Origin of the sequence: Comamonas testosteroni (assembly GCF_000761245.1) — a bacterium.
Taxonomy (GTDB): domain Bacteria; phylum Pseudomonadota; class Gammaproteobacteria; order Burkholderiales; family Burkholderiaceae_C; genus Comamonas; species Comamonas testosteroni_C.
Map to the genome: position 1 here is coordinate 55,416 of NZ_AWOR01000110.1, position 23,674 is coordinate 79,089.

The following is a 23,674-nucleotide window of genomic DNA, read 5'->3' on the forward strand; positions in this document are numbered from 1 at the left end:
TCCTAGCGTGCGTCACGGTCACGGCTGCGCGCATCGCGGCTGCGGGCGTCACCGGCGGGATTGGGAACTACACGTACGTTGGCTGGAGCCGAAGCGGCGCCGCCGGCAGCTGCATCACCCGACGCAGCAGGAGCAGTTGCGCCGCCGGTCACGTTCTGCATGATCTTGTCCAGCGGCAGATACAGCAGATTTGAGCCCTGACGCGACTCAACCAGAACCTTGGTCACGTTGGTGTAGACCTGCTGCATCGCATCGATGTAGAGGCGATCACGCGTGACCTGAGGAGCCTTCTGGTACTCGGAATACAGCGAACTGAAGCGCCCTGCATCACCCTGAGCCTGGGCCACGATCTTGGCCTTGTAGGCTGCTGCCTCCTCACCCAGACGCGCCGCTGCACCCGCAGCGCGGGGCACCACATCGTTGGCATAAGCCTGGGCCTCATTCTTGGCACGCTCACGCTCCTGACCAGCCTTGAGCACATCGTCAAACGAGGCCTGCACCTGCTCGGGCGGCCGCACGCCGCCTTGCTGCATATTGATGCCCACCACTTCAACGCCCACCTTGTAGCGATCCAGAATGGACTGCATCAGATCACGTACTCGCGGCGCGATCTGGTCACGCTCCTCAGCCAAAGCCGCGTCCATCTTCATCTTGCCGACGACTTCACGCACGGCGGACTCTGCCACCTGGATCACGGCCTCGGAAGGACTGCGGCTTTCGAACAGCCATGCTCGCGCATCGCTCAGGCGGTACTGCACGGCAAACTTGATCTCGACGATGTTCTCGTCCTCGGTGAGCATTGCCGATTCACGCAGCCCCGTGCTGCGCACGATGTTGTCGCTACCTACCTCGGCCGAGCGAATCTGCGAAACATAGACCAGCTCATGCTTTTGAACGGGATAAGGCAGGCGCCAGTTGAAGCCCGCTCCCACCGTGCTCTTGTACTTGCCAAACTGCGTGATGACGGCCTGCTGGCCTTCCTGCACGATGAAAAAGCCCGTACCCAGCCAGATCAGCACGGCCACGCCGGCAATCAGGAAAATTCCCTTGCCGGGGTTGAAAGGCTCGCCAGGCTGACCGCCACTGCGGCTGGGCGGCACACCACGGCCATTGCCGGAGCCACCACCGAACAGACCGGAAAGCTTGCGATTGAGATCACGCCACACCTCCTCCAGATCAGGCGGCTGGCCTTGTTGAGGAGAGGAAGGACGGGGCCGCTGCTCGGGTGCGGGCGGCATCGGAGGACGCTCCCCTTCGGGTGCCGAGCTGTCCGGCTTGGAGCCATCTTCGTTGTTGTTGTCGCCACGACCCCAGCGCGGATCGTTCAAATTGAACATCCCGCGAATGCGTTGCGGCAGCACCGCCAGGCGATGGACGCGTTGTGAAAAATTCATGCGAGACGTCTCTGTGTTTTCAAAAAGACATGGACCATGGCAAGCATTGTGCCCAATAGGAACGCAAGCCCCTAGTATTGCGCGTCGTCATCAGGGGACATCCAGTACGTATCGTCCTGCCCCTCGACTTCTTCGCGTGCCGCCTCTTCACGTACCTGCAAAACCCGGTCAGCCAACATCTGCCGCAGCTGCGCCAGTCCCTGCCCCGAGCGAGCACTGACAAACACACGCGGCACCGGCGTGCCATCGAGCTCATACATATCCTGCAGCATGGCAGGCTGACGCTCGGGCTCAATGGCATCCAGCTTGTTGAAAACCAGAATCTGGGGCACATCATCGGCCCCGATTTCACCCAGAACTTTTTGGACTTGTTGTATTTGTTCCGGGAATCCGGGGTTCGATGCATCCACGACATGCAGCAGCAGATCGGCGTCAATCGCCTCCTGCAAGGTCGCCTGGAAAGCATCCACCAGACCGTGCGGCAAGTCACGAATAAAACCGACGGTATCCGACAGCGAGACCGACTCCTCGGCCTCCGCCAGATACATCTGCCGGGTGGTGGTATCCAGCGTGGCAAACAGCTGATCTGCGGCATAGGCGCGAGCCTTCACCATGGCATTGAACAGCGTGGATTTGCCGGCATTGGTATAGCCAACCAGGGAAATATTGAAAACTTCGCGACGCGAGCGCTGGCGCCTCTGCGTAGAACGCTGCTTCTTGACCTTTTTCAGGCGCTCCTTGGTGCGCTTGATGGCTTCGTCAATCATGCGGCGGTCCAGCTCGATCTGCTTTTCACCGGGACCGCCACGGCCGCCGATACCGCCGGCCTGACGCTCCAGGTGACTCCAGCGGCGCACCAGGCGCGTGCTGATGTATTGCAGGCGAGCCAGCTCCACCTGCAGCTTGCCTTCATGGCTGCGTGCGCGCTGAGCGAAGATTTCCAGAATCAGCATGGTCCGGTCGTTGACCGGCATCTGGATATGGCGCTCCAGATTGCGCTGCTGTGCCGGACTCAGGGCCTGGTCGAACCAGACTTCCTTGGCACCGTGCATCTGGGCCAGCATGCGGATCTCATCCGCCTTGCCACTGCCCACGAACAACGCGGGATCGGGGGCTTTGCGCTTGCAGGTCAAGCGGGCCACGGGTTGCAAGCCAGCGGTCTGTGCCAGCAGGCCCAGCTCTTCCAGCTCGTCGTCAAAATGGGGAACACCAAAATCCACGCCCACCAGCAGCACTGGCGCAGACGCGGAACGTTCAAAGGATTCAGAACTCAAATACCTGTCCCGTAGGGTAAAAGCCGCGCCGGGCTAGCCGGCGGGCGTTGACGCAAGAAAGCTTAGGCAGCAGCAGCGGCGTCGTTGTCAGCCGGAGTAGCGGCCGAGAAATTCACGGCGCGACCGGGAACGATGGTGGAGATGGCGTGCTTGTAAACCATCTGGGTCACAGTGTTGCGCAGAAGCACCACATATTGGTCGAACGACTCGATTTGGCCCTGCAGCTTGATGCCGTTGACCAGATAGATGGAGACCGGCACATGTTCACGACGCAGTGCGTTCAGGAACGGATCTTGGAGGAGTTGACCTTTATTGCTCACGATATTCTCCGTGTTCGAAGAGTGTTGTTGTAAACCGACACATTACCACAGGGCCCGGGAAAAACAACGAAAAGGGTTTTCCCGCAGGCACCAGCAGACAGTTATTAATCCTTGTCGGCGTAAGGATTATGGGAGGTTTTCAAGTCGATGCGCAACGGGGTGCCGACCAAATTGAACTCCTTGCGGAAACGGCCTTCCAGAAAGCGCTTGTAGGCATCGGTGACCAGCTCCAGCGAGTTGCCATGGATCACGATGATGGGCGGGTTCATGCCACCTTGGTGGGCATAGCGCATCTTGGGACGATAGGCTCCCACCTTCTTGGGCGTCTGGAACTGGATCGACTCCATCAGAATGCGCGTCAACACCGGCGTAGGCATCTTGCAGGTGGCTGCACGATGGGCCTGGATGATGGACTTCCACATCGGCTCGAGACCCTGGCGCTTTTGTGCCGAGATGAAATGCAGCGGCGCAAACTTCAGGAAGGACAGGCGCGTCTCGATGGAACGCTCCAGCATCTGACGCTGGTAGTCATCCACGGCATCCCATTTGTTGATGCCCAACACGACCGAGCGGCCGCTCTCCAGGATATAGCCCGCGATATGCGCGTCCTGGTCGGTCACGCCTTGCGTGGCATCGATCAGCAGCAGCACGACGTTGGCGCCTTCGATGGCCTGCAGCGTCTTGACCACCGAGAATTTCTCGATGGCTTCAAACACCTTGCCCTTGCGGCGCAGACCGGCTGTATCGATCAGCTCGAACTTCTGGCCATTGCGCTCGAAAGGCACGGTGATCGCATCGCGCGTGGTGCCGGGCATGTCAAAAGCCACCAGGCGCTCTTCACCCAGCCAGGTATTGATCAGCGTGGACTTGCCGGCATTGGGACGACCTGCCACCGCCAGACGCACGGGCTTCTGGTCTTCCTCGCCAAAGACCTCTTCTTCAGGCTCCGGCAGATTCAGCAGACCCAGAGCCGCATCCACCAGGCTGCGCACGCCCTGACCATGGGCTGCGGATACAGGCATGACCTCGCCAAGACCCAGCTCATAGAACTCGGACAGGTGCACGCCATCCTTCATGCCTTCGGCCTTGTTGGCCACCAGCATAGTGGGCTTGCCCAGACGGCGCAGGTAGTTGCTGATTTCGTGATCCTGACCGGACAGGCCGGCGCGCGCATCCAGCACGAAGATCACGACATCGGCTTCCGCCACCGCTTGCTGCGTCTGCTTGGCCATCTCCTTGAAGATGCCGCGCGATGCGTCCGGCTCGAAACCGCCCGTATCGATGACGATGTACTCATGCTTGCCCTGACGGCCCTGGCCGTAATGGCGGTCACGCGTCAGCCCTGCAAAGTCGGCGACGATGGCATCCCTCGACTTCGTGAGTCGATTGAACAGCGTCGACTTGCCCACATTGGGGCGCCCTACCAGGGCAATAACTGGCTTCATTCCAAAAACAACCTATCAATCCGGCTTGAAGCCATACACAGTTCCGCTTCGGCTGACGATCACCAGAGTATTGGCGGCGACAACCGGGGAAGTGGCAACTCCTGCCTTGTCAGTTTCCAAACGGGCCAGTGCAGAGCCGTCTTCACGCGAGAGCATATGCACTGTCCCCAAATCATCGGCCAGCACCACGGAGCGGCCCAGCACCAGAGGCGCCGTCAGCTTGCGGTACTGCAGCTTGTCGATGGACCACAGACGCTGACCGTCTGCACGATTCCAGGCCTGCACCGTGCCGTTGCCTTCCGCGCCAAACACGGCCTGCTCGTCGCCCGCCACGCCGTCGCTACCCTTGGAGGTCTGCGTCCAGCGCACATTGGCCGTGCTCACATCCACGCATCCCACCGAGGCCTGGAACGCACGTGCACAGACACTGCTGCCCACACGGCTGACGGGACCGACCAGATCCACCAGTCGCTCCACATCGTTGGTCCCGCGCGGTGCGGCCAGAGGAGCCATCCAGCGCACCGAGCCATTGTCAGGATCAACTCCTGCCAGACGTCCGGACACGCCTACCACCAGATTATTACCAACGGCCTGCAAAACGCCTGGCTGTCGCAAAATAAGCGGTTCATTGCTGGGGCCTTCAACCGACCACAGCTCACGACCCGTATTGGCATCGAAAGCCGCCAGAGAACGATCAGCCGCCATCACGAACACGCGGCCGCCAGCCACCAGAGGCGGCGTATAGACCGCTGCGGTCAGGTTGTTCTTCCACAGCTGCTTGCCTTCGGCAAACACCATGAGCTGGTTGCTGCGTGTAACCACCGCTGTGCGCTGGCCGTCGCTGCCCACGCCGGTGGTCAGCGGCTCGCCCGCACTGAACTTGCCCAGCTGGCTGCCGGTATTGCCATCAAGCGTGGTAACGCTGCCATCTTTGGTGACCACGGTGACGGTATTGCCCTGCACCAGCGCAGGTATGGCCAGAGGCACTTCGCTGCCGAGCTTGGCCGACCAAGCCTGATGCACCGCAATCTTGCCGGGATTGGGCCCCAGGTCCAGAGGCTTGGGCTTGTCCTTGCCGCCGAACATGGAGCAGGCAGCCAGCGACGCGGCCACAGCAGTCAGCACCAGCACACGGGCTGCGGATTGCGCTGCAGGGGCAGCGGACTTCACTTGATGGGCAAAAGTCTTCAAGATTATTTCTCCGACGGCGTTGTCTTGACCAGGGTTGCGGCTTCAGGAGCCACGCCCAGCGCGTTCAGCTTGAATTCCACCAGATGGCGGTAGTCCAGATCCTTGTCCAGTGCCTTGTAGGCTGCCTGGTACTGGGCAACCGCCTCAGCCTGCTTGCCCAGCGCCACATACAGATCGCCACGGCGATCAGCCTGCAGACCGGCATAGGACTCAGGCATGGCCGCCTCAAGCACCTTCAGGCCTTCGTCATAGCTTTTTTGCTGCTCCAGCACGGAAGACAGACGAATGCGAGCGAGCGCCTTGAAGCTTTCATCGCCCTTGTCGGCCACCCAGCTCAGCTGAGCCTTGGCATCATCGAGCTTGCCGGCATCCACCGAGGCCTTGGCCATCAGCAAAGCCGTCTGGGCTGCCTGCGCCGTGCCTGCGTACTTGTCCCGCAGCTCGCTGAAAGCCTGGTCGGCGCGCGCCGCATCCTTGGCCGTCAGCGCTTCGTCCACGGCGAACTCCAGGGCCGAGGCCTGGGTGGCCTGACGCTTTTGCCAGTACTGCCAGCCGTTCCAGCCGGCCAGTCCGAGAAAGACCACGACCAGCACGCTGGTGATCAGAGTTCCCCAGGAATTCCAGAAATGCTTGAGCTGCTCAATTTGCTCTTGTTCTTCAAGATCGAGATGATTTGCCATGGCTACTTAGATTGAGTGGAACGCTGGTCGAAAAACGAGGTGCGGAAAATCAAACCGCCGATTTTAGGCTGCCGGCCCACTGGGCCACGTCCGCCAGAGCTTGCTGCACCTGCTGGCCTTCGCCGTCGCGCAGCGACTTCACAGTCACCTTGCCCTGGGCCAGCTCGTCGGAGCCGAAGATCAGAGCAAAGCGTGCACCCGAGCCATCGGCCTTCTTGAACTGGGACTTCATCGAGCCCATGCCCTCGGCCGAGCCGCCGGCCGCTGCATGCATCTGAACCGCCACACCGGCTGCACGCAGCTGCTGCACGGTCTTGAAGACCTGGGGCAGCGCCGAGGCGTCGGGAATGATGGCGTAGACATCGGCTGCGGGCTGGGGAATCTCTACCCCCACCTCCTTGAGCACTTCGAGCACGCGCTCCACACCCATACCCCAGCCCACGGCCGGAGCGGGTTTGCCGCCGATTTCCTCGATCAGGTAGTCGTAGCGGCCGCCGCCGCAGATGGTGCCTTGCGAGCCCAGCTTGTCGGTAATGAACTCGAACACCGTGAGGTTGTAGTAGTCCATGCCGCGCACCAGACGCGGGTTCAGGCTCCAGGCCACATCGTTGGCATCCAGAATGTCCTGCACAGCCTTCAGATGCGCCTTGGAGGCATCACCCAGATAGTCCATCAGCTTGGGCGCTGCGTTGACCATGTCCTGCATGGCAGGATTCTTGGTGTCCAGCACGCGCAGCGGATTGCTGTACATGCGGCGCTTGGCTTCTTCGTCCATCACCTCGGTGTGCTGCTCGAAGTAAGCGATCAGGGCCGCGCGATGCGCCTTGCGCTCCTCGGGCTGGCCCAGGCTGTTGAGCTCCAGGCGCACGCCTTCAATGCCCAGCTCCTTCCAAAGTTGAGCGGCCAGCAGAATCACTTCGGCATCCAGCTCGGGGCCGGCAAAGCCCATGGCTTCCACACCGACCTGGTGGAACTGGCGATAGCGGCCGCGCTGGGGACGTTCATGGCGGAACATCTGGCCGATGTAGAACAGACGCTTGCCGCCTTCGTACAGCAGATTGTTTTCCACCACCGAACGCACCACGCCGGCCGTACCTTCAGGACGCAGGGTCAGGTGCTCGCCGTTGAGCTTGTCTTCGAAGGAGTACATCTCCTTTTCGACGATATCGGTCACCTCGCCCAGGCCGCGCACAAACAGGGCCGTGGGCTCGACGATGGGGGTGCGCATATTGCGATAGGCAAAGCGGCCCATCAGATCGCGCACCTTGGCTTCAAACCACTCCCAACGCGCCGAATCGGGTGGGAGAATGTCGTTCATGCCTTTGACGGCGGTCAGTTTTTCGTTCTTGGCCACGTGAAGTCTCACACTTGGGTTACTAGCAAAACAAGAGCACATTGCGCTTGGCAGGTATGCTTTTTAGCTAGAAACCTAATTCAAATCCATACAGATAGTGCGCAAGCAGCTATCAATTCCAAAGTCTTGGCTCGCTGGCATTGTGCCAGCAAGCGCAATCACCACCCGCATGCCGGGCCGCTGCAAGCGCTCAAGTCGCTCAGGCCTTCTGGCCATAGCGGCGCTGCACATATTCCAGCACCAGGGTCTGGAACTCCTCGGCGATATGCTCGCCACGCAGCGTCAAGGCCTTCTCGCCGTCGATGAACACTGGCGCTGCAGGTGCCTCGCCATTGCCGGGCAGACTGATGCCGATATCGGCATGTTTGCTCTCGCCGGGGCCGTTGACGATGCAACCCATCACCGCTACCTTCATGGCTTCCACGCCAGGGAACTGGGTGCGCCAGACCGGCATTTCACCACGCAGGAAATCGTCGATCTTCTTGGCCAGTTCCTGGAAGGTGGTGCTGGTGGTGCGGCCACAGCCCGGGCAGGCGGTGACGCTGGGCACGAACACGCGCAGACCCAGGGCCTGCAGGATTTCGGAAGCTACAACGACCTCCTGCGTGCGTGCTTCACCTGGCTGGGGCGTGAGCGAGACGCGAATCGTGTCGCCGATGCCTTCTTGCAGCAGCACCGACAGTGCTGCGGTGGATGCCACCGTGCCCTTGGTGCCCATGCCGGCCTCGGTCAGGCCCAGGTGCAGCGCATAGTCGCAGCGGCGCGCCAGCTCGCGGTAGACCGAAATCAGATCCTGCACACCGCTGACCTTGCAGGACAGGATGATGTTGTCGGGGTTCAGGCCGATGTTCCTCGCCAGCTCGGCCGAGCTGATGGCCGAGGTGATCAGCGCCTCGTACATGACCTGGCGCGTCTCCCAGGGCTTCTCGCGACGGCTGTTCTGGTCCATCAGATCGGCCATGATTTCCTGGTCCAGCGAGCCCCAGTTCACACCGATGCGCACGGCCTTGTCGTATTTGGCCGCAATCTCGATCATCTGACCGAACTGCTTGTCTTTTTTGTCGCCCTTGCCCACGTTGCCGGGGTTGATGCGGTACTTGGACAGCGCCTGGGCGCAATCGGGGTAGTCGGTCAGCAGACGGTGGCCGTTGTAGTGGAAGTCCCCGACCAGCGGCACATACTCGCCCATGCGATCGAGCTGCTCGCGGATATAGGGCACGGCCGCCGCCGCCTCGGGCGTGTTCACCGTGATGCGCACCATCTCCGAGCCGGCCTGGGCCAGCTGGCGCACCTGGATGGCAGTCTCCACCGCATCCACGGTGTCGGTATTGGTCATGGACTGCACGCGCACGGGCGCATCGCCCCCCACTGTGACCACGTTGTTGCGCCAAACCACACGGGCCTGGCGCGATTTGCGCGGCAGCGGGCTGGCGACGGCTATCGCCTGGCTGAGCTGCTGCGAGCTTTGAGAATCTTGCACTCTTGTTTACCTCGAACGGTTACTTCACCTCGAAGCGAGCCACATTGTCGCGTGTGCTCGAGATATCGAAGGGTTCGCCACGTACCGTCACCTGCGTGCCCTTGGCATTGCCCACAATCACCGACAGGGGCAACTGGCCTTGGGCAGTCGCAGATTCATCCTTGGACAGGGTCTTTTCCAGCACCACCTTGCCAGCTGCGTCCTTGACCTTGACCCAGGACTGACCGGTATTCACCTTCAGCACCAGCAGGCCGCCAGCGCCGGTCGCGGGCGTGGCTGCCTCGGCTGCTGGGGCTGCGGTTTGGGCCGCTGTCACAGGTGCGGGAGCGCTTGCTGCAGCGCCATCGCCTGGCATGCTGGCAGCAGCAGCAACCGGCACAGGTTCTGTCACCGACGCCGCGGGTGTGGCAGAACTGCCCTGTGCACCGCCCTCATCAGTCTGGGCAAGCGGTTCTGCAGCCGCAGCGCTCACCACAGCCGTCTGGCCAGACTGGGCCTGAGCCGGCGCTGGCGCGCCTGCCCCATCGGCGCCGTCCACCATCTGCTGGAATGGCACAAAGTACACGGCAGCGGCAGCTGCCAGCAAAATCAGAACGCCTGCCGCAATCTTGCGAGAGCTGCTGTTGCCGGAGTCCAGCGGTGTACCTGTGACCTTGAAGCTGCTGCGCACCTTGACGGTCTCGTTGATGCCAGGACCTGTTTTGGCAAGGCTTTTGATCTCGGTGCGTGGCAGCTTGGCCAGCACCGATTCGGCATCGATATGCAAGGTCCGGCACATTCCCATGGCCAGAGCACGCATGAACACATGATCGGGAAAGGCCTCATAGTCATCGGCCTCCAGCGCTTGCAGCTTGTGCTGCGGCACCTTCAATGTCGCAGCCATCACGGGCAACTGCATCCTGGCTGCTTCCCGCGCCTGACGCAACAAGACCCCGGCCGTGGCCTGCCCCTGAGTTGGCACCTGCTCTTCGCTTTGCATAGTTTCCTCTTCCACCGCAGCCTCATTCATTGAAAGCTCCACGTTCATAGGCCAGCCACTGACGCGATTGAGGAAAACGCTCGCGCAACTGATCGGCCTGTTGACGCACTCCAATGTCGTCGTGCAGTGCCCTGTCTATTTTGATCCCCAGCCAGAGGCTTTCCGCACTGGCCTGATTGCTATTGTTATTCAAGCGCCGGATGTAGAACTGCGACTTCTTCAGATCACCTTTGAGCCACAACACATTTGCCAGGTTGTAGCCTGCGGCGGGGTTGCCCACATCCATCTCGTAGGCGCGAAACATGTTCTGGTAGGCCTGCTCCAACTGTCCTGCCTGCTGGTAGCACATGCCCTTGGCCAGCAAAGTCCTGGGCTGTTCACGGTAGCCCGGAGCCTGCAAGGCTCTATCAAACCACTGCTGGGCTGCATCGAAATGCTTTTGCTGGCATTGCATCCAGCCGTAATTGTGAATCTGGTTGCCGTCGCGCGGATTGAGATCCACGGCCTTGCGCATGGCGATCTCGGCCTGCGTCCAGTCCTGGTTCTGCATGAGGATCAGGCCCAGCAGGCCGTATGCATCGGCGTAATCGGGCTTGGCAGCCAAGGCCTGCCCCACCTCATCCATGGCCACATCCAGGCGCCCGGCCTGAAAGTAATTGGCAGCCAGCTCCAGGCGAATCTGTGCACGGCGATTGGCATCGGCGACCTGGGTCGCACCCGTGCCAACCACGGAAGACTGGGGCACGGACGTAGAGGACGTGGTGGTGGTCGTTGTCGAAGTACAACCCACAAGTGCCGCGACCGCAACCGGTACCCCCCACCGGGCCAACAAGCCCCAATGTTGCCAAACCGGTCGCTGTACCACTGCCCTCATTGATTGTCCTTTATTCAAAGCTCCGTCAAGACACCTGCTTGAGCGGGATAGTACGCTGCTTGGCCATACGCTCGGCAGCGCGAGTTCTGTCCTTCACATCGCCCGCGAGCTGACCACAGGCCGCATCGATATCGTCACCCCGGGTCTTACGCACCGTGGTCACGATGCCGGCATTGCTCAGCAACGTAGCGAACTCGGTCACACGAGCCGAAGGCGAGCGCAACAAACCCGAAGCAGGGAAGGGATTGAACGGGATCAGATTGAACTTGCACCAGCTCTTGCCATCGCCGCGCGCGCGCACCAACTCTATCAGCTGGCGTGCATGCTCAGGCTGATCGTTAACGCCGTCGAGCATGCAATATTCAAAGGTGATGAAGTCACGCGGCGCGAACTCCAGATAGCGCTCGCAGGCGTCCAGCAGCTCGGCAATCGGGTACTTCTTGTTCAGCGGCACCAAGTTGTCACGCAACGGATCATTGGGCGCGTGCAGCGACACCGCAAGCGCCACCGCGCAATCCTGCGACAGTCGGTCCATCATCGGCACCACGCCCGAGGTGGACACCGTCACGCGACGACGCGACAGGCCATAGCCATGATCATCCAGCATCACGCGCAGGGCTGGCACCAGCGCACTGTAGTTCTGCAAAGGCTCGCCCATACCCATCATCACCACGTTGGAGATGATGCGGTCTTCGGTACCGAAGCGCTTGCGCAGCGAATGCTCGGCATACCAGAGCTGGGCAAGGATCTCGCCGGTATTGAGGTTGCGGCTGAAGCCCTGATGCCCTGTCGAGCAAAAGCGGCAGCCCACGGCGCAACCTGCCTGGGACGATACACACAGCGTGCCACGGTCGTCCTCAGGAATGAAAACGGATTCAACGGCATTGCCGTCACCCACATCGAACAGCCACTTCACGGTGCCATCGGCAGAGACATGCTCCGTCACCACAGGCAAAGCGGTAATGTGGGCCCGGCTTTTTAGCTTTTCGCGCAAAGACTTGGCCAGATCTGTCATCTGGTCGAAATCGGATGCACCACGCTGGTGAATCCAGCGAAACAGCTGCGTCGCACGGAAACGCTTCTCCCCGAGCTGCTCGCAATAAGCGGTCAGTCCTTCGAGGTCAAAATCAAGCAAATTAGTAGTCATATCGGCATGTGGCGAGGCGTCTTGCGAACGGGGTTAGCCACGCCGTGGCCAGCATCTTCAAGTGCTGACACCCGCTTTGCACGAATGCAAAGCGCTGGCGTCAGCGAGAGCATGCTGTAAAGCTAGCGTGGATTAACGCGAGTACACGTTCATGCCGGGGAAGAAGAAGGCAACTTCCACAGCAGCAGTTTCAGCAGCGTCGGAGCCGTGCACGGCATTGGCGTCGATGCTGTCGGCGAAGTCGGCGCGGATGGTGCCCTTCTCTGCCTTCTTGGGATCGGTGGCGCCCATCAGCTCACGGTTCTTCAGGATGGCGTTCTCGCCTTCCAGAGCTTGAATCATCACGGGGCCGGAGACCATGAAGTCCACCAGATCCTTGAAGAAAGGACGGGCAGCGTGTACAGCATAGAACTGCTCGGCTTCGCCGCGCGACAGGTGCACCAGCTTGGCAGCCACGATCTTCAGGCCAGCAGCTTCGAAGCGGGCGTAGATTTGGCCGATCACGTTCTTGGCAACTGCGTCGGGCTTGATGATGGAGAGGGTACGTTCGATAGCCATGATGATTATTTCCTAATCAGGGTTACTATGGGTTTTTGCCGAAAAAGCAAAACAGTTGATTTTAGCGGTGCCGCCATAGACCTTGAAGTCCAGACAGCACTCAAATCCTTACGGACGCCTTTTTAGCGACCGCCGCGACGACCACCACCGCCGCCGCCACTAGGGCGACGCTTGGCGTTCTGGCGGGCACGCGACAGACTGTCGCTGCCGATATAACCCACTGAAGTGCGCATGGGGTCGGGCTGACCGCCCCCTTGCGAGCGACCTGAGCCACCGGAGCCACTGGAGCGGCCGCCGGACTTGCTCCGCGGGTTGTCACCCAGCATGCCGCTAGGTGCCGGACGATTGCCGTCCCACTCGCCACGGCGCTGACCGCCGCCTTCACGGCGACCCTGGGGTGCGCGATCGGCGTTCATGCCATTGCCGCGACCGCCGCTGCGGTTGTTGCGTCCGCCACGGTTGTTGGCACCACGGGCGCCGCTGTTGTTGCGCTCGACGGGAGCGCGTTCCTTGACGCCGGCTGCCGACATCAGCGCCTGGATATCGGCCTGATCGAGCTCCACCCAGGCGCCGCGCTTGAGACCGCGGGGCAGCATCATGGCGCCATAGCGAATGCGGATCAGGCGGCTGACGGCATGACCCACAGCCTCGAACATGCGACGCACTTCGCGGTTGCGGCCTTCGGAGATGGTCACGCGGTACCAGCAGTTGGCACCTTCGCCGCCGCCGTCTTCCACGGCACCAAAGCTGGCTTCGCCGTCTTCGAGCTGCACGCCGTCCAGCAGACGCTGCTTTTCTTCCTTGCTCAGCGCGCCCAGCACACGGGCCGCGTATTCACGCTCCAGGCCGAAGCGAGGGTGCATCAGCGAGTTCGCCAGCTCACCCGAGCTGGTGAACAACAGCAGACCTTCGGTATTCAGGTCCAGACGCCCCACCGACTGCCACTTGCCATGCTGCAGCTTGGGCAGCTTGCGGAACACCGTAGGGCGGTTTTGCGGATCGTCATGCGTCACCACTTCGCCCACGGGCTTGTGATAGGCAATCACGCGCGCGGGCGGCGGGTCGATACGGAAGCGGATGGGCTGGCCGTTGACCTTGACGATATCGCCAAACTGAATGCGCTGGCCGACGTGGGCAGGCTCGTTGTTGACCGAGATGCGCCCTTCCAGGATCAGTTGCTCCATCTCCAGGCGCGAACCCATGCCGGCCTGGGCCAGCACCTTGTGCAGCTTGGGAGAATCGACCTGGGGTGCAAGCACGCGCTTGGCGGGCATGGCGCTGCCGTTCTCTTCCTCGTCATCGAAGTCGCCCGAGATCACATCGGCAAAGTCGATGTTCTGCCCCTTGCGTCCCTTGGACCCATGAGAAGCGGCAACGCTCTCCACGACCACGTCCGCGACGACTGCATCTGCTGCGTCATGGTCATGGCCCTGGGACTGCGCCTCCACCTCCTGCCCAGCCACGGGCTGAACCGGCTCCTCGACGGCCACGGGTTCTTCCGCGCGGGGCTTGGTCACGCGCTTGCGCGCAGGCTTGGCCTCGGCAGCAGCGTCCTTTTTGACGCCGGCACGCTTGCGCGGTGTGGCAGGCTTCTTGGCCTCGGCGGCATCCTTGGCACCATCGGCCTTGGCTGCGCGGGGCTTGCGAGTCTTCTTGACCGGCTCGGCTTCGGGCGAAGCGGCTGCGGACTCGGGCATCGGGTTCGATGTCTCGTTGTTCATTCCAGTTTTCCTTCGGGGATGACGCCATCGTCATCCTCCACAATTCGTTGTTCTGCCGACTCGACGGCATCGTCGGCCCGCGCTTTCGTCTTTGCGTCCTCGGCCTCGTCGTCGCTGCCGTAGTCATCCTCGAGAAACGCCTTCAGGCCCACCCACTCGGTACGACCTGTTTTCTTGGCCGCCGGCTTGGGCTCCGACTCTGCCGCCTTGGCAGTCCTGGCGGGCCTGGCCGCTTTGGGCTTGCTCACGGACGGCAGCTCCATAGCCGCCCCAGGCTCCGAGTCAGGCAGCGCGGTCTCTATTGTTTCCGTAGCAGCTTGCACAAAATCAGCCTGCGCTTGAACTGGATATGACTCCAGCTGCGGCACATCGGGCTCAGGCTGGAGCTCCGTCTGAATCACTGCCTGCTCTTCTGCCACTTGATCAGTACCTCGATCGGGCTGCTCCTCGCCGCCATCTTCCTCATTCAAGGCACCCAGGACTTCACTCTCAGCCGCATCGGACTCTGCAGCGACATCCGTATCCGCTACGACCTCGGCCGGCTCCACGGCTTCCGCCCCCTCCTGAGGCTGAACATCCTCCGCGCCGGCCTGCGGCACGGCAGTCTGATCGCCCTCCTCCCCATCCAGCGCCTTGAACAGGCTTTGCTGGGCCTGGGTTTCCTCCAGCATGGGCAGCTGATCCAGCGACTGCAGGCCCAGATCATCAAGAAACTGACGCGTGGTGGCAAACAGCGCGGGCCGCCCCACGGTTTCACGGTGACCGATGACCTCGATCCAGCCTCGGTCTTCCAGCTGCTTGATGATCAGGCTGTTCACGGTCACCCCGCGAATGTCCTCAATATCACCCCGCGTGACCGGCTGACGGTAGGCAATGATGGCCAGCGTCTCAAGCGTCGCCCGCGTGTACTTGGGCGGCTTCTCGGGGTGAAGCTTGTCCAGATAGACCCGCATCTCTGGCCGGCTCTGAAAACGCCAGCCAGAAGCCACCTGCACCAGTTCCACGCCCCTAAGGGCCCAGTCCTTTTGCAGGTCCAGCAGCAAATCCTTAATCGTGTCCGAGCCCAGCACATCATCAAAAAGTGAGCGCAATTCCCGCAGCGTTACGGGCTGCGGGGCACAAATCAATGCTGTTTCAAGAACCCGCTTGGCATCTACCGTATTCATGGGCGCAGCGTTTCGGGAGCGGCCGTCGCACCGACTGCGGTGGGACGCCTGATTCTAAGAAGAGAGGGAAGCGCCCCAAAGATGCCATGCGAGTGATGGTCAGAGGCTTTCTGGCAGATTGTAACGCAGACCCCATAAATCCAGTGCGCCGGCCATGTCTTGTGGCAGCGGCGCATAGTGGACCAGCGGCTTTTTCGTCACTGGATGCTCGAAGGCCAGCCTGAAGGCATGCAGTGCCTGGCGCTCCAGCCCGCCCTCGGGCTGGCCGCCATACAGCGTATCGGCTATCAGCGGATGCCCGAGCGAAGCCATGTGCACCCGGATCTGGTGCGTGCGGCCGGTGTGCAGCGTGCAGCGCACCAGGCTGTGAGCGGCATCGCCATCGAGCAGATCGAAATCGGTACGCGCCTGCTTGCCGGGATGCAGATTCAGATCCACCACCGCCATGCGCAGTCGGTTGCGCGGGTCACGGCCAATCGGCGCATCGACTTCGCGGCGCTTGCGGCTGCCCCATTGCTTGTGGGCAAGCGCCAGATACTGGCGACTCACATCGCGCGCGGCAATCATCTTGATGAGCGCATCCATGGTGCTGCGATTGCGTGCCACCACCATCAACCCGCTGGTGTCCTTGTCCAGCCGGTGAACAATGCCGGCACGCGGCACCTGGCGCGCTTTTTCGTCACGCGCCAGCAGGCCATTGAGCAATGTGCCCGTCCAGTTGCCGGGCGCCGGATGCACCACCAGGCCCGCAGGCTTGTTGATGACCAGCAGATCCTCGTCCTCATAGACCACCTGCAGATCCATGGCCTCGGGCTGGAAGGCCATGCTCTGCTGGGTGGGCCGCATTTCCACGCGCAGGCGGTCGCCCACGGCCACCTTGACCGAGGGCTTGAGCAGAACCTTGCCGTTGAGCGTGACTGCACCGTCGGCCAGCAACTGCTGCAGATAGCTGCGCGAGAACTCGGACACCCCCAGCGCCAGCACCTTGTCCACACGCTGACCATGATGCTCGGCGGCGACCGTGAGTTCGCGGTTCTCGACCTCGGCCGAGGCAATGCCGTCTTCGGCTGCTTCGTCCCAGCTCTGCTCGACCGCGTCAGAAGGCACAAGCCCCTGCGGGGCAGGGGCTTGTGCGGCTTGCTTGCGTTGCGAGGCCATGCTCAACGCGAGGGCAGATAGCGCGAAGGATCGACAGGCTTGCCCTGGCGACGCACCTCGAAGTGCAGCTTGACGCGATCGGCATCGGTGCTGCCCATCTCGGCAATCTTCTGTCCCTTCTTCACGGCCTGATCTTCCTTGACCAGCAGCGACTGGTTGTGGGCGTAGGCCGTCAGATAGGTGTTGTTGTGCTTGAGGATGATGAGGTTGCCGTAGCCACGCAGGCCGGCACCGGCATACACCACACGTCCATCGGCCGCAGCCAGCACGGGATCGCCGGCCTTGCCGCTGATGTCGTAGCCCTTGTTGCGCTGCTCGTCGAAGCCAGCAATCAACGAGCCGCTGGCAGGCCAGATGAAGTTCACATCATCGGCTCCCTTGGCAACAGGCGCGGGGCTTGTTGCAGGCGTGGCTGGCACTGGCGTTGCAGTTGCAGCCGGGGGAGTCACGGGTGTAGTCGTCGTTGCGGCGCTGCCACCGCCCACAACCACGGGCGCGACACCACGGCCCGAACCGGACGATGCGACAGGCGCCTCGCGTCCGGGCGGCACCACACGCACCACCTGACCGACTTCAATCACGTTGGGATTGTCCAGATTGCTCCAGCGGGCAATGTCCTTCCAGCTCTGGCCGTGCTCCAGACCAATCCTGATCAGAGTGTCGCCAGGCTTGATGGTGTAGTAACCCGGCTTGCCCGCATTTTCAGCGCCGGGCAGCGACTTGACGTCCACAGTTGAAGACGAGGAGGCCGACTGTCCGCGATCCTCCACAGGAGCCCTGTTTGCCTGGGCAGCACAACCGGCCAGGATGACACCTGCCAGCACGGCCGTTCCCCATGCACCAAGACTTCGCGATACCAACATAAGCTATTCCCTTCTAGGCGATCCCCGATTTTAGAGGGACAAAGTTGACTGCTTCCAAAACTGTCTGCGTAAAACCGTGTGAACTCTTGTCAATCACCAGCAGTGCCTGCTTACCCGCACCCACCACGACCGGAGCCACCAGACGCCCGCCCACCGCCAGTTGATCACACCACTCTTGCGGCACCACATCACCTCCGGCAGCGGAGATGATGCCCGCATAGGGCGCTCCACTTGCAAAACCCACCATGCCGTCTCCGAGAATCAGATGCACATTCGATAGGCGCATGGGGCGCAGATGGCTGCGTGCTTTCTCATGCAGGCCGCGCAGCCGCTCTATCGAATAAACCTCTTTGGTGAGCATGGACAGCACAGCGGCCTGATAGCCGCAGCCCGTACCGATCTCCAGCACGCGCCCTTGCCCGTTCCGTGCCGCATCTGAATCGAGCAGCAGCTCGATCATGCGGGCCACGATGCTGGGCTTGGAGATGGTCTGACCCAGGCCGATAGGCAGGCTGGTGTCTTCATAGGCCTGGTTGACCAGAGCACTGTCGACAAAGCGGTGGCGCTCCACCGTGGCCATGGCCTGCAGCACGGCAGGGTTGCTGACGCCGGCCGCACCGATGCGCTGAGCCATGCGGGAGCGCACCGTGGATGAGTCCAGACCCACCCCCACGGGTGAAGCGGCCACACGCAGCGGATTGATGGGCTTGGGAGCAACGGGCGGCCGCGCCGCGCTGGTGCCCGTCTGAACCGAGCGTGCAATCCAGCCCGGGACCTGAGGCGGACGACGCTCGCTCACGATGCCGCCGCCGATGTGGTGGATGGACCTGCCAGCTTGCTGGCCGTCTGCGCCCAATAGCCCAGGTTTTCATGATCAGTCAGATCGACCTTGAGCGGCGTCATGGAGACATGGCCGTGGGCCGTGGCATGGAAGTCCGTGCCTTCGGAGTCGTCCTTTGCAGCGCCGGCGCTGCCGATCCAGTACATGGTCTCGCCACGTGGACTTTGCTGCTGAATGGCCTGTTCGGCCGCATGGCGGCGCCCCAGGCGGCACAGCTTGACGCTTTTGAGTGCATCGAGCGGCATATTGGGAATGTTCACATTGAGCAGCCATGGCAAGACACCAATCAGTTGCTGGGACTGCATCTCCTGGACCATCTGACGCGCCGTGGCAGCCGCCGCTTCGAGCTCGGCCCAGCCTTTGTCCACCTGCGAGAAGGCAATCGACGGAATACCGAACAGATAGCCTTCCATGGCCGCTCCCACGGTCCCCGAGTAAATCGTGTCGTCACCCATATTGGCGCCGTTGTTGATGCCCGAGACCACCAGATCGGGCCGGTAGCCAAGCAGCCCGGTCAACGCGATATGCACGCAGTCTGCTGGCGTGCCGTTCACATAGCGAAAGCCGTTATAGGCCTGGTGCACATACAGCGGTGCATTCAGCGTCAAGGCATTGGACTTGGCGCTGTTGTTGTGCTCGGGCGCCACCACTTCGACGTCTGCCACGGTGCGCAGCGCATCGTGCAGGGCCACGATGCCTGGGGCCTGGAAGCCGTCGTCATTGCAAATAAGAATCTTCATGGATGAGGCGGATTGTAGGCGGCTCCAAGGTCACGACAGAGACACGCGGCATTCGCACCACACTTCTATCATCTGCGAGCCGATTCCCCCCAATCTCACCTCAAGAAGATCAGGAGACAAGATATGCACGCATGGCTTTGCACCACCCCCACCGGCGTCGAAACACTGAAATGGACCGAGCAGCCCACACCGCAGCCCGGCCCCGGCCAGGTGCTGCTGGAAGTCAAGGCTGCCAGCCTGAACTTTCCCGATCTGCTGATCGTGCAGAACAAATACCAGATCAAGCCGGCCCTGCCCTTTGTGCCGGGCTCGGAATATGCCGGCGTGGTGCAGTCTGTGGGAGAAGGTGTCAAACATCTCAAGCCAGGCCAGCATGTGGCCTGTCTTTCGGGCACGGGCGGGTTCGCCACGCATACGCTGGCACCTGCCGCCATGTGCATGCCGCTTCCGGCCGACTTCCCCTTTGTCGATGCCGCCGCCTTCATCATGACTTATGCCACCTCCCACCATGCGCTGATCGATCGCGGTCAGCTCAAGGCCGGCGAGACCGTGCTCGTGCTGGGCGCAGCTGGGGGCGTCGGCACGGCTGCCATACAGATTGCCAAGGCGGCCGGCGCACGGGTGATTGCAGCGGCCTCCACTGACGAGAAATGTGCGCTGTGCAAGGCGCAAGGTGCGGACGTCACCATCAACTACAGCCAGGGCGATCTGCGGGAAGCCATCAAGGCCGCGACCGACGGCAAGGGTCCCGACGTGATCTACGATCCCGTGGGCGGCGAGTTCGCCGAGCCTGCCTTCCGCTCCATCGCCTGGCGTGGCCGCTATCTGATCATCGGCTTTGCCTCCGGCCCCATCCCCTCGCTGCCGCTGAACCTGCCGCTGCTCAAGGGCGCTTCCCTGGTCGGCGTGTTCTGGGGCGATTTTGCCAAGCGCGAGCCCCAGAACAACGCCGCCATGATGCAGGAGCTGTCGCAATGGTGGGCCCAGGGCAGGATCAAACCCGTGATCGACCGCACCATGCCCATGAGCGAGCTGTTCGCAGCCTATGAGCGTATGGGCTCGCGCCAGGTACAGGGCAAGCTGGTGCTGGTCAACGCGTAAAGCTGCGGTAAATCGCGGCGATGCCTGTGGGGTCGGGGAGATACTTCCAGCCACTGGCTACAAAACCCCGACACCACAGCATCGCCATGTTTTCTCCTGCCCACACGCCCGCGCCGGATCGCCGGCGCTTTCTGATTGCCTCCAGCCTTGCCACGGCCGTGGGCGCCCTGCCCGCCTGGGCCCGCGCCACGGAATCACTGGCCCACAACCCGTTCACACTGGGGGTGGCCAGCGGCGACCCGGAACCCGACAACATCCTGATCTGGACGCGGCTCACAGCGCCTCTGGACTATCTGGGTACAGCAGCCGCGCCAGACCTGGCAGCACAGACCGTGCATTGGGAGGTGGCCCACGACACCCAGTTCCGCCAGCCCGTGGCCCATGGGCAGACGAAGGCCCTGGCCGAATGGGGTCATGCCGTCCATGTGCAGATCAACGGCCTGAGCCCGGACCGCTGGTATTTCTACCGCTTCCGCTGTGGCGACGCCTTCAGCACCATCGCACGCTGCCGCACCGCCCCGGCGGCCGGAGCCGATGTACGCAAGCTGCGCCTGGCCGTGGCCTCCTGCCAGCGCTGGGAGCATGGCTTCTACAGCGCCTGGGCCGATGCCGCCCAGGCCTCGCCCGATCTGGTGCTGTTTCTCGGCGACTACATCTATGAATATGCGCAACCGGCCAAGCCCGATGGGCTGGCGCGTGCGCAGCCGCTGCGTACCGCCCAGACCTTGCAGGACTACCGCGACCGCTATGCACTGCACAAGAGCGACCCCCATCTGCAGGCCGCCCATGCCGTGTGCAACTGGTCGGTCATCTGGGACGATCACGAGGTTGAGAACGACTATGTAGCCCAGTACGGACGCGGGGACAGCGCTCACTTCCTGGCCAGGCGCATGGCGGCCTGGCAGGCTTTTTATGAAAACATGCCGCTGCGTGACAGCGCATTGCAGCGCAACTTTCAAGGACTGGCGCTGTACCGCAGTCTGCAGTGGGGCAAGCTGGCCAGGCTGCATCTGCTGGACGGCCGCCAGTACCGCGATCTGCAGGCCTGCCGCCCCGAGGGCAAGGCCAGCACGGGCACCGTGGACCCAGCCGAATGCCCTGCCCTGCAAGATCCGATGCGCAGCTTTCTGGGCTGGGATCAGGAGCGCTGGCTGGCCCGGCAGTTGCAGGGCGACGCACGCGAGAGGGCCGACGCCACCCGCTGGAGCGCCGTGGTGCAGACCACCTTGTTCGCGGCCCGCAAACATCCCAATGGCCGGCAGTCTACCGACAGCTGGGACGGCTACCCTCAGGCCCGCCAGCGCCTGGTGCGCCAGATTGCAGAAAGCCAGCCACGCAACAGCGTGCTGCTCGGCGGAGACATCCACCAGAACTATGTCTGCGCCATTGCAGCCCAGGCCGACCAGGCTCCGGACAAGGCCAATCCGGTGATTGCCAGCGAGTTCTGCGGCACCTCCATCAGCTCGCACAGCGGCACGACACAGGCCAGGGTCGATGCCATCGTGGCCCACAACCCTCAGGTGCTTTTCGCACGCTGCGAGGAGCGCGGCTACAGCCTCGTGGAGATCACGCCGCAGTCCATGACCACGCATCTGCGTGCCGTGAGCAACCCGCTCCAGGTCGACAGCGACCTCTACACGCTGGCAAGCTTTGTGGTGGAAGATCGCCGCCCCGGCCCCGTGAAGATCGCCTGATGCGCTGCGGCATACTCGGGTCATGCAAAACACACAGGCCTCGAGACCCGAACTTCCCCTGTGGCGCGGTACGGCGGCAACCCTGCTGATTGCGGGCTTGCTCGCAGGCTGCGGCCTGCCGCCCATGCCGGATCGCACTGCCACACAGGCGCTGAGTGCCGAACAGGCCCTGCAAACCCGGCTCGGCCAGGCGCTGGCGCCGCTGCAGCAAGCGCATCCGGGGCAAAGCGGCATTCACATGCTGGCCGATGCCCATGACGCCTTTGCTGCCCGCGCCCTGCTGGCCCGAGCTGCGCAGCGCACGCTCGATGTGCAGTACTACATCTGGCGCAACGACACCACAGGCCATTTGCTGCTCGATGAGCTGCTGCTCGCGGCAGAGCGCGACGTGCGCGTACGCCTGCTCTTGGACGATGGCGGCACCGGCGGCATGGATGCCACACTGGCCGCCCTGGACCAGCACCCGCAGATCGAGGTGCGACTGTTCAACCCCTTCGCCCTGCGCACGCCCAAGGCGATTGGCTATGTGACGGACTTCGCGCGCACCCAGCGGCGCATGCACAACAAGAGCTACACGGCCGACTCCGCCGCGACCATAGTGGGCGGGCGCAATATCGGCGACGAATACTTTGCTGCCTCCGACGGCGTGCTGTTCGCCGACCTCGATGTAGTGGCCACAGGCTCGGTGGTAGGCGAGGTGGCAGCGGAATTCGACCGTTACTGGAACAGCCCATCCGCCTACCCGGCAGCCAGCCTGCTGCCCGCCATGCCGCAGCAGGCCGTGGACAAGGTCTACGCAAGCCTGCACGCCGATGTGAATCGCCCCGAATCACAGGCCTATGTGAAGGCCGTTAGCCGCAGCCGCTTCAGCACCGATTTGCTGGCAGGTCAACTGCCGCTGCAATGGGCCGAGACCACCCTGGTCAGCGACGACCCGGCCAAGGTCCTGCGCGAAGCTGCGCCCGAGGATTTGCTGCTGTCCCAGCTCCAGCCGGTGATTGGCCAGCCGCAGCAGTTGCTGGAAGTGGTGTCACCCTACTTCGTGCCCACCCAGGCCGGAGTCGACGCCTTTGCTCATCTGCGCCAGCAAGGTGTACGAGTACGCATTCTGACCAACAGCCTGGAGGCAACCGATGTGGCCGTGGTGCACGCGGGCTACGAGAAATACCGCAAGCCGCTGCTGAAGATGGGCGTGGAACTCTACGAGATGCGCCGCCAGATCGATCTGCGCAGTCAGCCCGCAGCCGACGAACCGGACAAGACCCGAAAGAGCGAGCCTGCCGAAAAGACTCCCAAGCGCGAAGCCCCCTCACCTGCCGTGCTGAGCGGCAGCTCCGCCACCACGGGCAGCTCGGGCGCCAGCCTGCATGCCAAGACCTTCGCGGTCGACGGCAAGCAGCTCTTTGTCGGCTCCTTCAACTTCGATCCGCGCTCGGCCATGCTCAATACCGAAATGGGCGTGGTCATCAAAGACCCGGCCTTGAGCCAGCAGGTCAGCACCAGCCTGGATCAGCATCTGCCGCGCATGGCCTACAAGGTGCAGCTGGACCCGCAGGGCAGGCTGAGCTGGACGGGCCAGAATCCGCAGCCGCCCCATGAAACCCAGACCTTCAGTGCCGACCCCGGCACCAGCTGGTGGCAGCATTTCATGGTGCGGGTGCTGAGCTGGCTGCCCATCGAAGGGCTTTTGTAGC

General features: G+C 62.4%; 21 protein-coding genes. 3 read left to right on the forward strand and 18 right to left on the reverse strand.

Translation table 11 applies throughout. From position 1 onward, the window contains the following. Positions 1-2: 2 nt before the first annotated feature. The 18 genes from hflK to surE all read right to left on the reverse strand — a co-directional run bounded on the left by hflK (position 3) and on the right by surE (position 19,185). Positions 3-1,394 (reverse strand): FtsH protease activity modulator HflK, encoded by a 1,392-nt coding sequence (hflK, locus tag P353_RS26635; protein ID WP_034376374.1) that lies wholly within the window; start codon positions 1,392-1,394, stop codon positions 3-5. Between the two features lie 71 nt (positions 1,395-1,465). Continuing rightward, positions 1,466-2,629: a GTPase HflX gene (gene hflX / locus P353_RS26640; protein WP_196354100.1), complete on the reverse strand. Its 1,164-nt coding sequence runs from the start codon at positions 2,627-2,629 to the stop codon at positions 1,466-1,468. 101 nt (positions 2,630-2,730) lie between these two features. Continuing rightward, complete coding sequence (gene hfq, locus P353_RS26645; protein ID WP_034376379.1) at positions 2,731-2,988, reverse strand: RNA chaperone Hfq; 258 nt, start codon at positions 2,986-2,988, stop codon at positions 2,731-2,733. Between the two features lie 104 nt (positions 2,989-3,092). After that, on the reverse strand, positions 3,093-4,433 hold the full coding sequence (gene der / locus P353_RS26650; protein WP_034376381.1) for a ribosome biogenesis GTPase Der: 1,341 nt from the start codon (positions 4,431-4,433) through the stop codon (positions 3,093-3,095). A 15-nt stretch (positions 4,434-4,448) separates the two neighbouring features. Beyond that, entirely contained in the window at positions 4,449-5,624 is a 1,176-nt protein-coding gene (bamB, locus tag P353_RS26655) for an outer membrane protein assembly factor BamB (protein ID WP_052085031.1), read from the reverse strand. 2 nt (positions 5,625-5,626) lie between these two features. Then, positions 5,627-6,304, reverse strand: a complete 678-nt coding sequence (locus tag P353_RS26660) for a YfgM family protein (protein ID WP_034359353.1) — start codon at positions 6,302-6,304, stop codon at positions 5,627-5,629. A gap of 49 nt (positions 6,305-6,353) precedes the next feature. Further along, on the reverse strand, positions 6,354-7,622 hold the full coding sequence (gene hisS, locus P353_RS26665; RefSeq protein WP_232776954.1) for a histidine--tRNA ligase: 1,269 nt from the start codon (positions 7,620-7,622) through the stop codon (positions 6,354-6,356). A 235-nt stretch (positions 7,623-7,857) separates the two neighbouring features. Continuing rightward, positions 7,858-9,138, reverse strand: coding sequence for a flavodoxin-dependent (E)-4-hydroxy-3-methylbut-2-enyl-diphosphate synthase (ispG, locus tag P353_RS26670; RefSeq protein WP_034376385.1), 1,281 nt, complete (start codon positions 9,136-9,138; stop codon positions 7,858-7,860). A gap of 19 nt (positions 9,139-9,157) precedes the next feature. Continuing rightward, the gene (locus P353_RS26675; protein ID WP_052085032.1) at positions 9,158-10,147 is read right to left on the reverse strand and encodes a helix-turn-helix domain-containing protein; all 990 of its coding nucleotides are present in this window, start codon (positions 10,145-10,147) and stop codon (positions 9,158-9,160) included. After that, complete coding sequence (pilW, locus tag P353_RS26680; protein ID WP_269799986.1) at positions 10,140-10,991, reverse strand: type IV pilus biogenesis/stability protein PilW; 852 nt, start codon at positions 10,989-10,991, stop codon at positions 10,140-10,142. The genes P353_RS26675 and pilW overlap by 8 nt, the downstream gene beginning before the upstream one ends. Before the next feature lie 25 nt (positions 10,992-11,016). Next, on the reverse strand, positions 11,017-12,138 hold the full coding sequence (gene rlmN, locus P353_RS26685) for a 23S rRNA (adenine(2503)-C(2))-methyltransferase RlmN (RefSeq protein WP_034376389.1): 1,122 nt from the start codon (positions 12,136-12,138) through the stop codon (positions 11,017-11,019). Between the two features lie 132 nt (positions 12,139-12,270). Beyond that, on the reverse strand, positions 12,271-12,696 hold the full coding sequence (gene ndk / locus P353_RS26690; RefSeq protein WP_003053316.1) for a nucleoside-diphosphate kinase: 426 nt from the start codon (positions 12,694-12,696) through the stop codon (positions 12,271-12,273). 122 nt (positions 12,697-12,818) lie between these two features. Further along, a complete protein-coding gene (locus P353_RS26695) occupies positions 12,819-14,417 on the reverse strand; it encodes a pseudouridine synthase (protein ID WP_034376391.1) in 1,599 nt (532 codons plus the stop codon). Then, on the reverse strand, positions 14,414-15,583 hold the full coding sequence (gene scpB / locus P353_RS26700) for an SMC-Scp complex subunit ScpB (protein WP_034376394.1): 1,170 nt from the start codon (positions 15,581-15,583) through the stop codon (positions 14,414-14,416). Before scpB ends, P353_RS26695 begins: the two co-directional genes overlap by 4 nt. Before the next feature lie 99 nt (positions 15,584-15,682). Further along, positions 15,683-16,741: an RluA family pseudouridine synthase gene (locus P353_RS26705; protein ID WP_034376397.1), complete on the reverse strand. Its 1,059-nt coding sequence runs from the start codon at positions 16,739-16,741 to the stop codon at positions 15,683-15,685. A 2-nt stretch (positions 16,742-16,743) separates the two neighbouring features. Continuing rightward, positions 16,744-17,604: a peptidoglycan DD-metalloendopeptidase family protein gene (locus P353_RS26710; RefSeq protein ID WP_034376400.1), complete on the reverse strand. Its 861-nt coding sequence runs from the start codon at positions 17,602-17,604 to the stop codon at positions 16,744-16,746. A gap of 13 nt (positions 17,605-17,617) precedes the next feature. Then, a complete protein-coding gene (locus tag P353_RS26715) occupies positions 17,618-18,403 on the reverse strand; it encodes a protein-L-isoaspartate(D-aspartate) O-methyltransferase (RefSeq protein ID WP_034376608.1) in 786 nt (261 codons plus the stop codon). Then, positions 18,400-19,185: a 5'/3'-nucleotidase SurE gene (gene surE / locus P353_RS26720; RefSeq protein WP_034376403.1), complete on the reverse strand. Its 786-nt coding sequence runs from the start codon at positions 19,183-19,185 to the stop codon at positions 18,400-18,402. Before surE ends, P353_RS26715 begins: the two co-directional genes overlap by 4 nt. Before the next feature lie 123 nt (positions 19,186-19,308). Between surE and P353_RS26725 the strand changes: the two genes are divergently transcribed. The 3 genes from P353_RS26725 (at position 19,309) to P353_RS26735 (ending at position 23,673) form a co-directional block, all read left to right on the forward strand. Beyond that, positions 19,309-20,286 carry an NADPH:quinone oxidoreductase family protein gene (locus P353_RS26725; RefSeq protein ID WP_034376405.1) on the forward strand — a complete coding sequence of 326 codons (978 nt, stop codon included), beginning with the start codon at positions 19,309-19,311 and terminating at the stop codon, positions 20,284-20,286. An 86-nt stretch (positions 20,287-20,372) separates the two neighbouring features. After that, on the forward strand, positions 20,373-21,980 hold the full coding sequence (locus P353_RS26730) for an alkaline phosphatase D family protein (RefSeq protein WP_034376408.1): 1,608 nt from the start codon (positions 20,373-20,375) through the stop codon (positions 21,978-21,980). Positions 21,981-22,002: 22 nt separating this feature from the next. Continuing rightward, the gene (locus P353_RS26735; RefSeq protein ID WP_034376409.1) at positions 22,003-23,673 is read left to right on the forward strand and encodes a phospholipase D family protein; all 1,671 of its coding nucleotides are present in this window, start codon (positions 22,003-22,005) and stop codon (positions 23,671-23,673) included. Position 23,674: the final 1 nt, after the last annotated feature.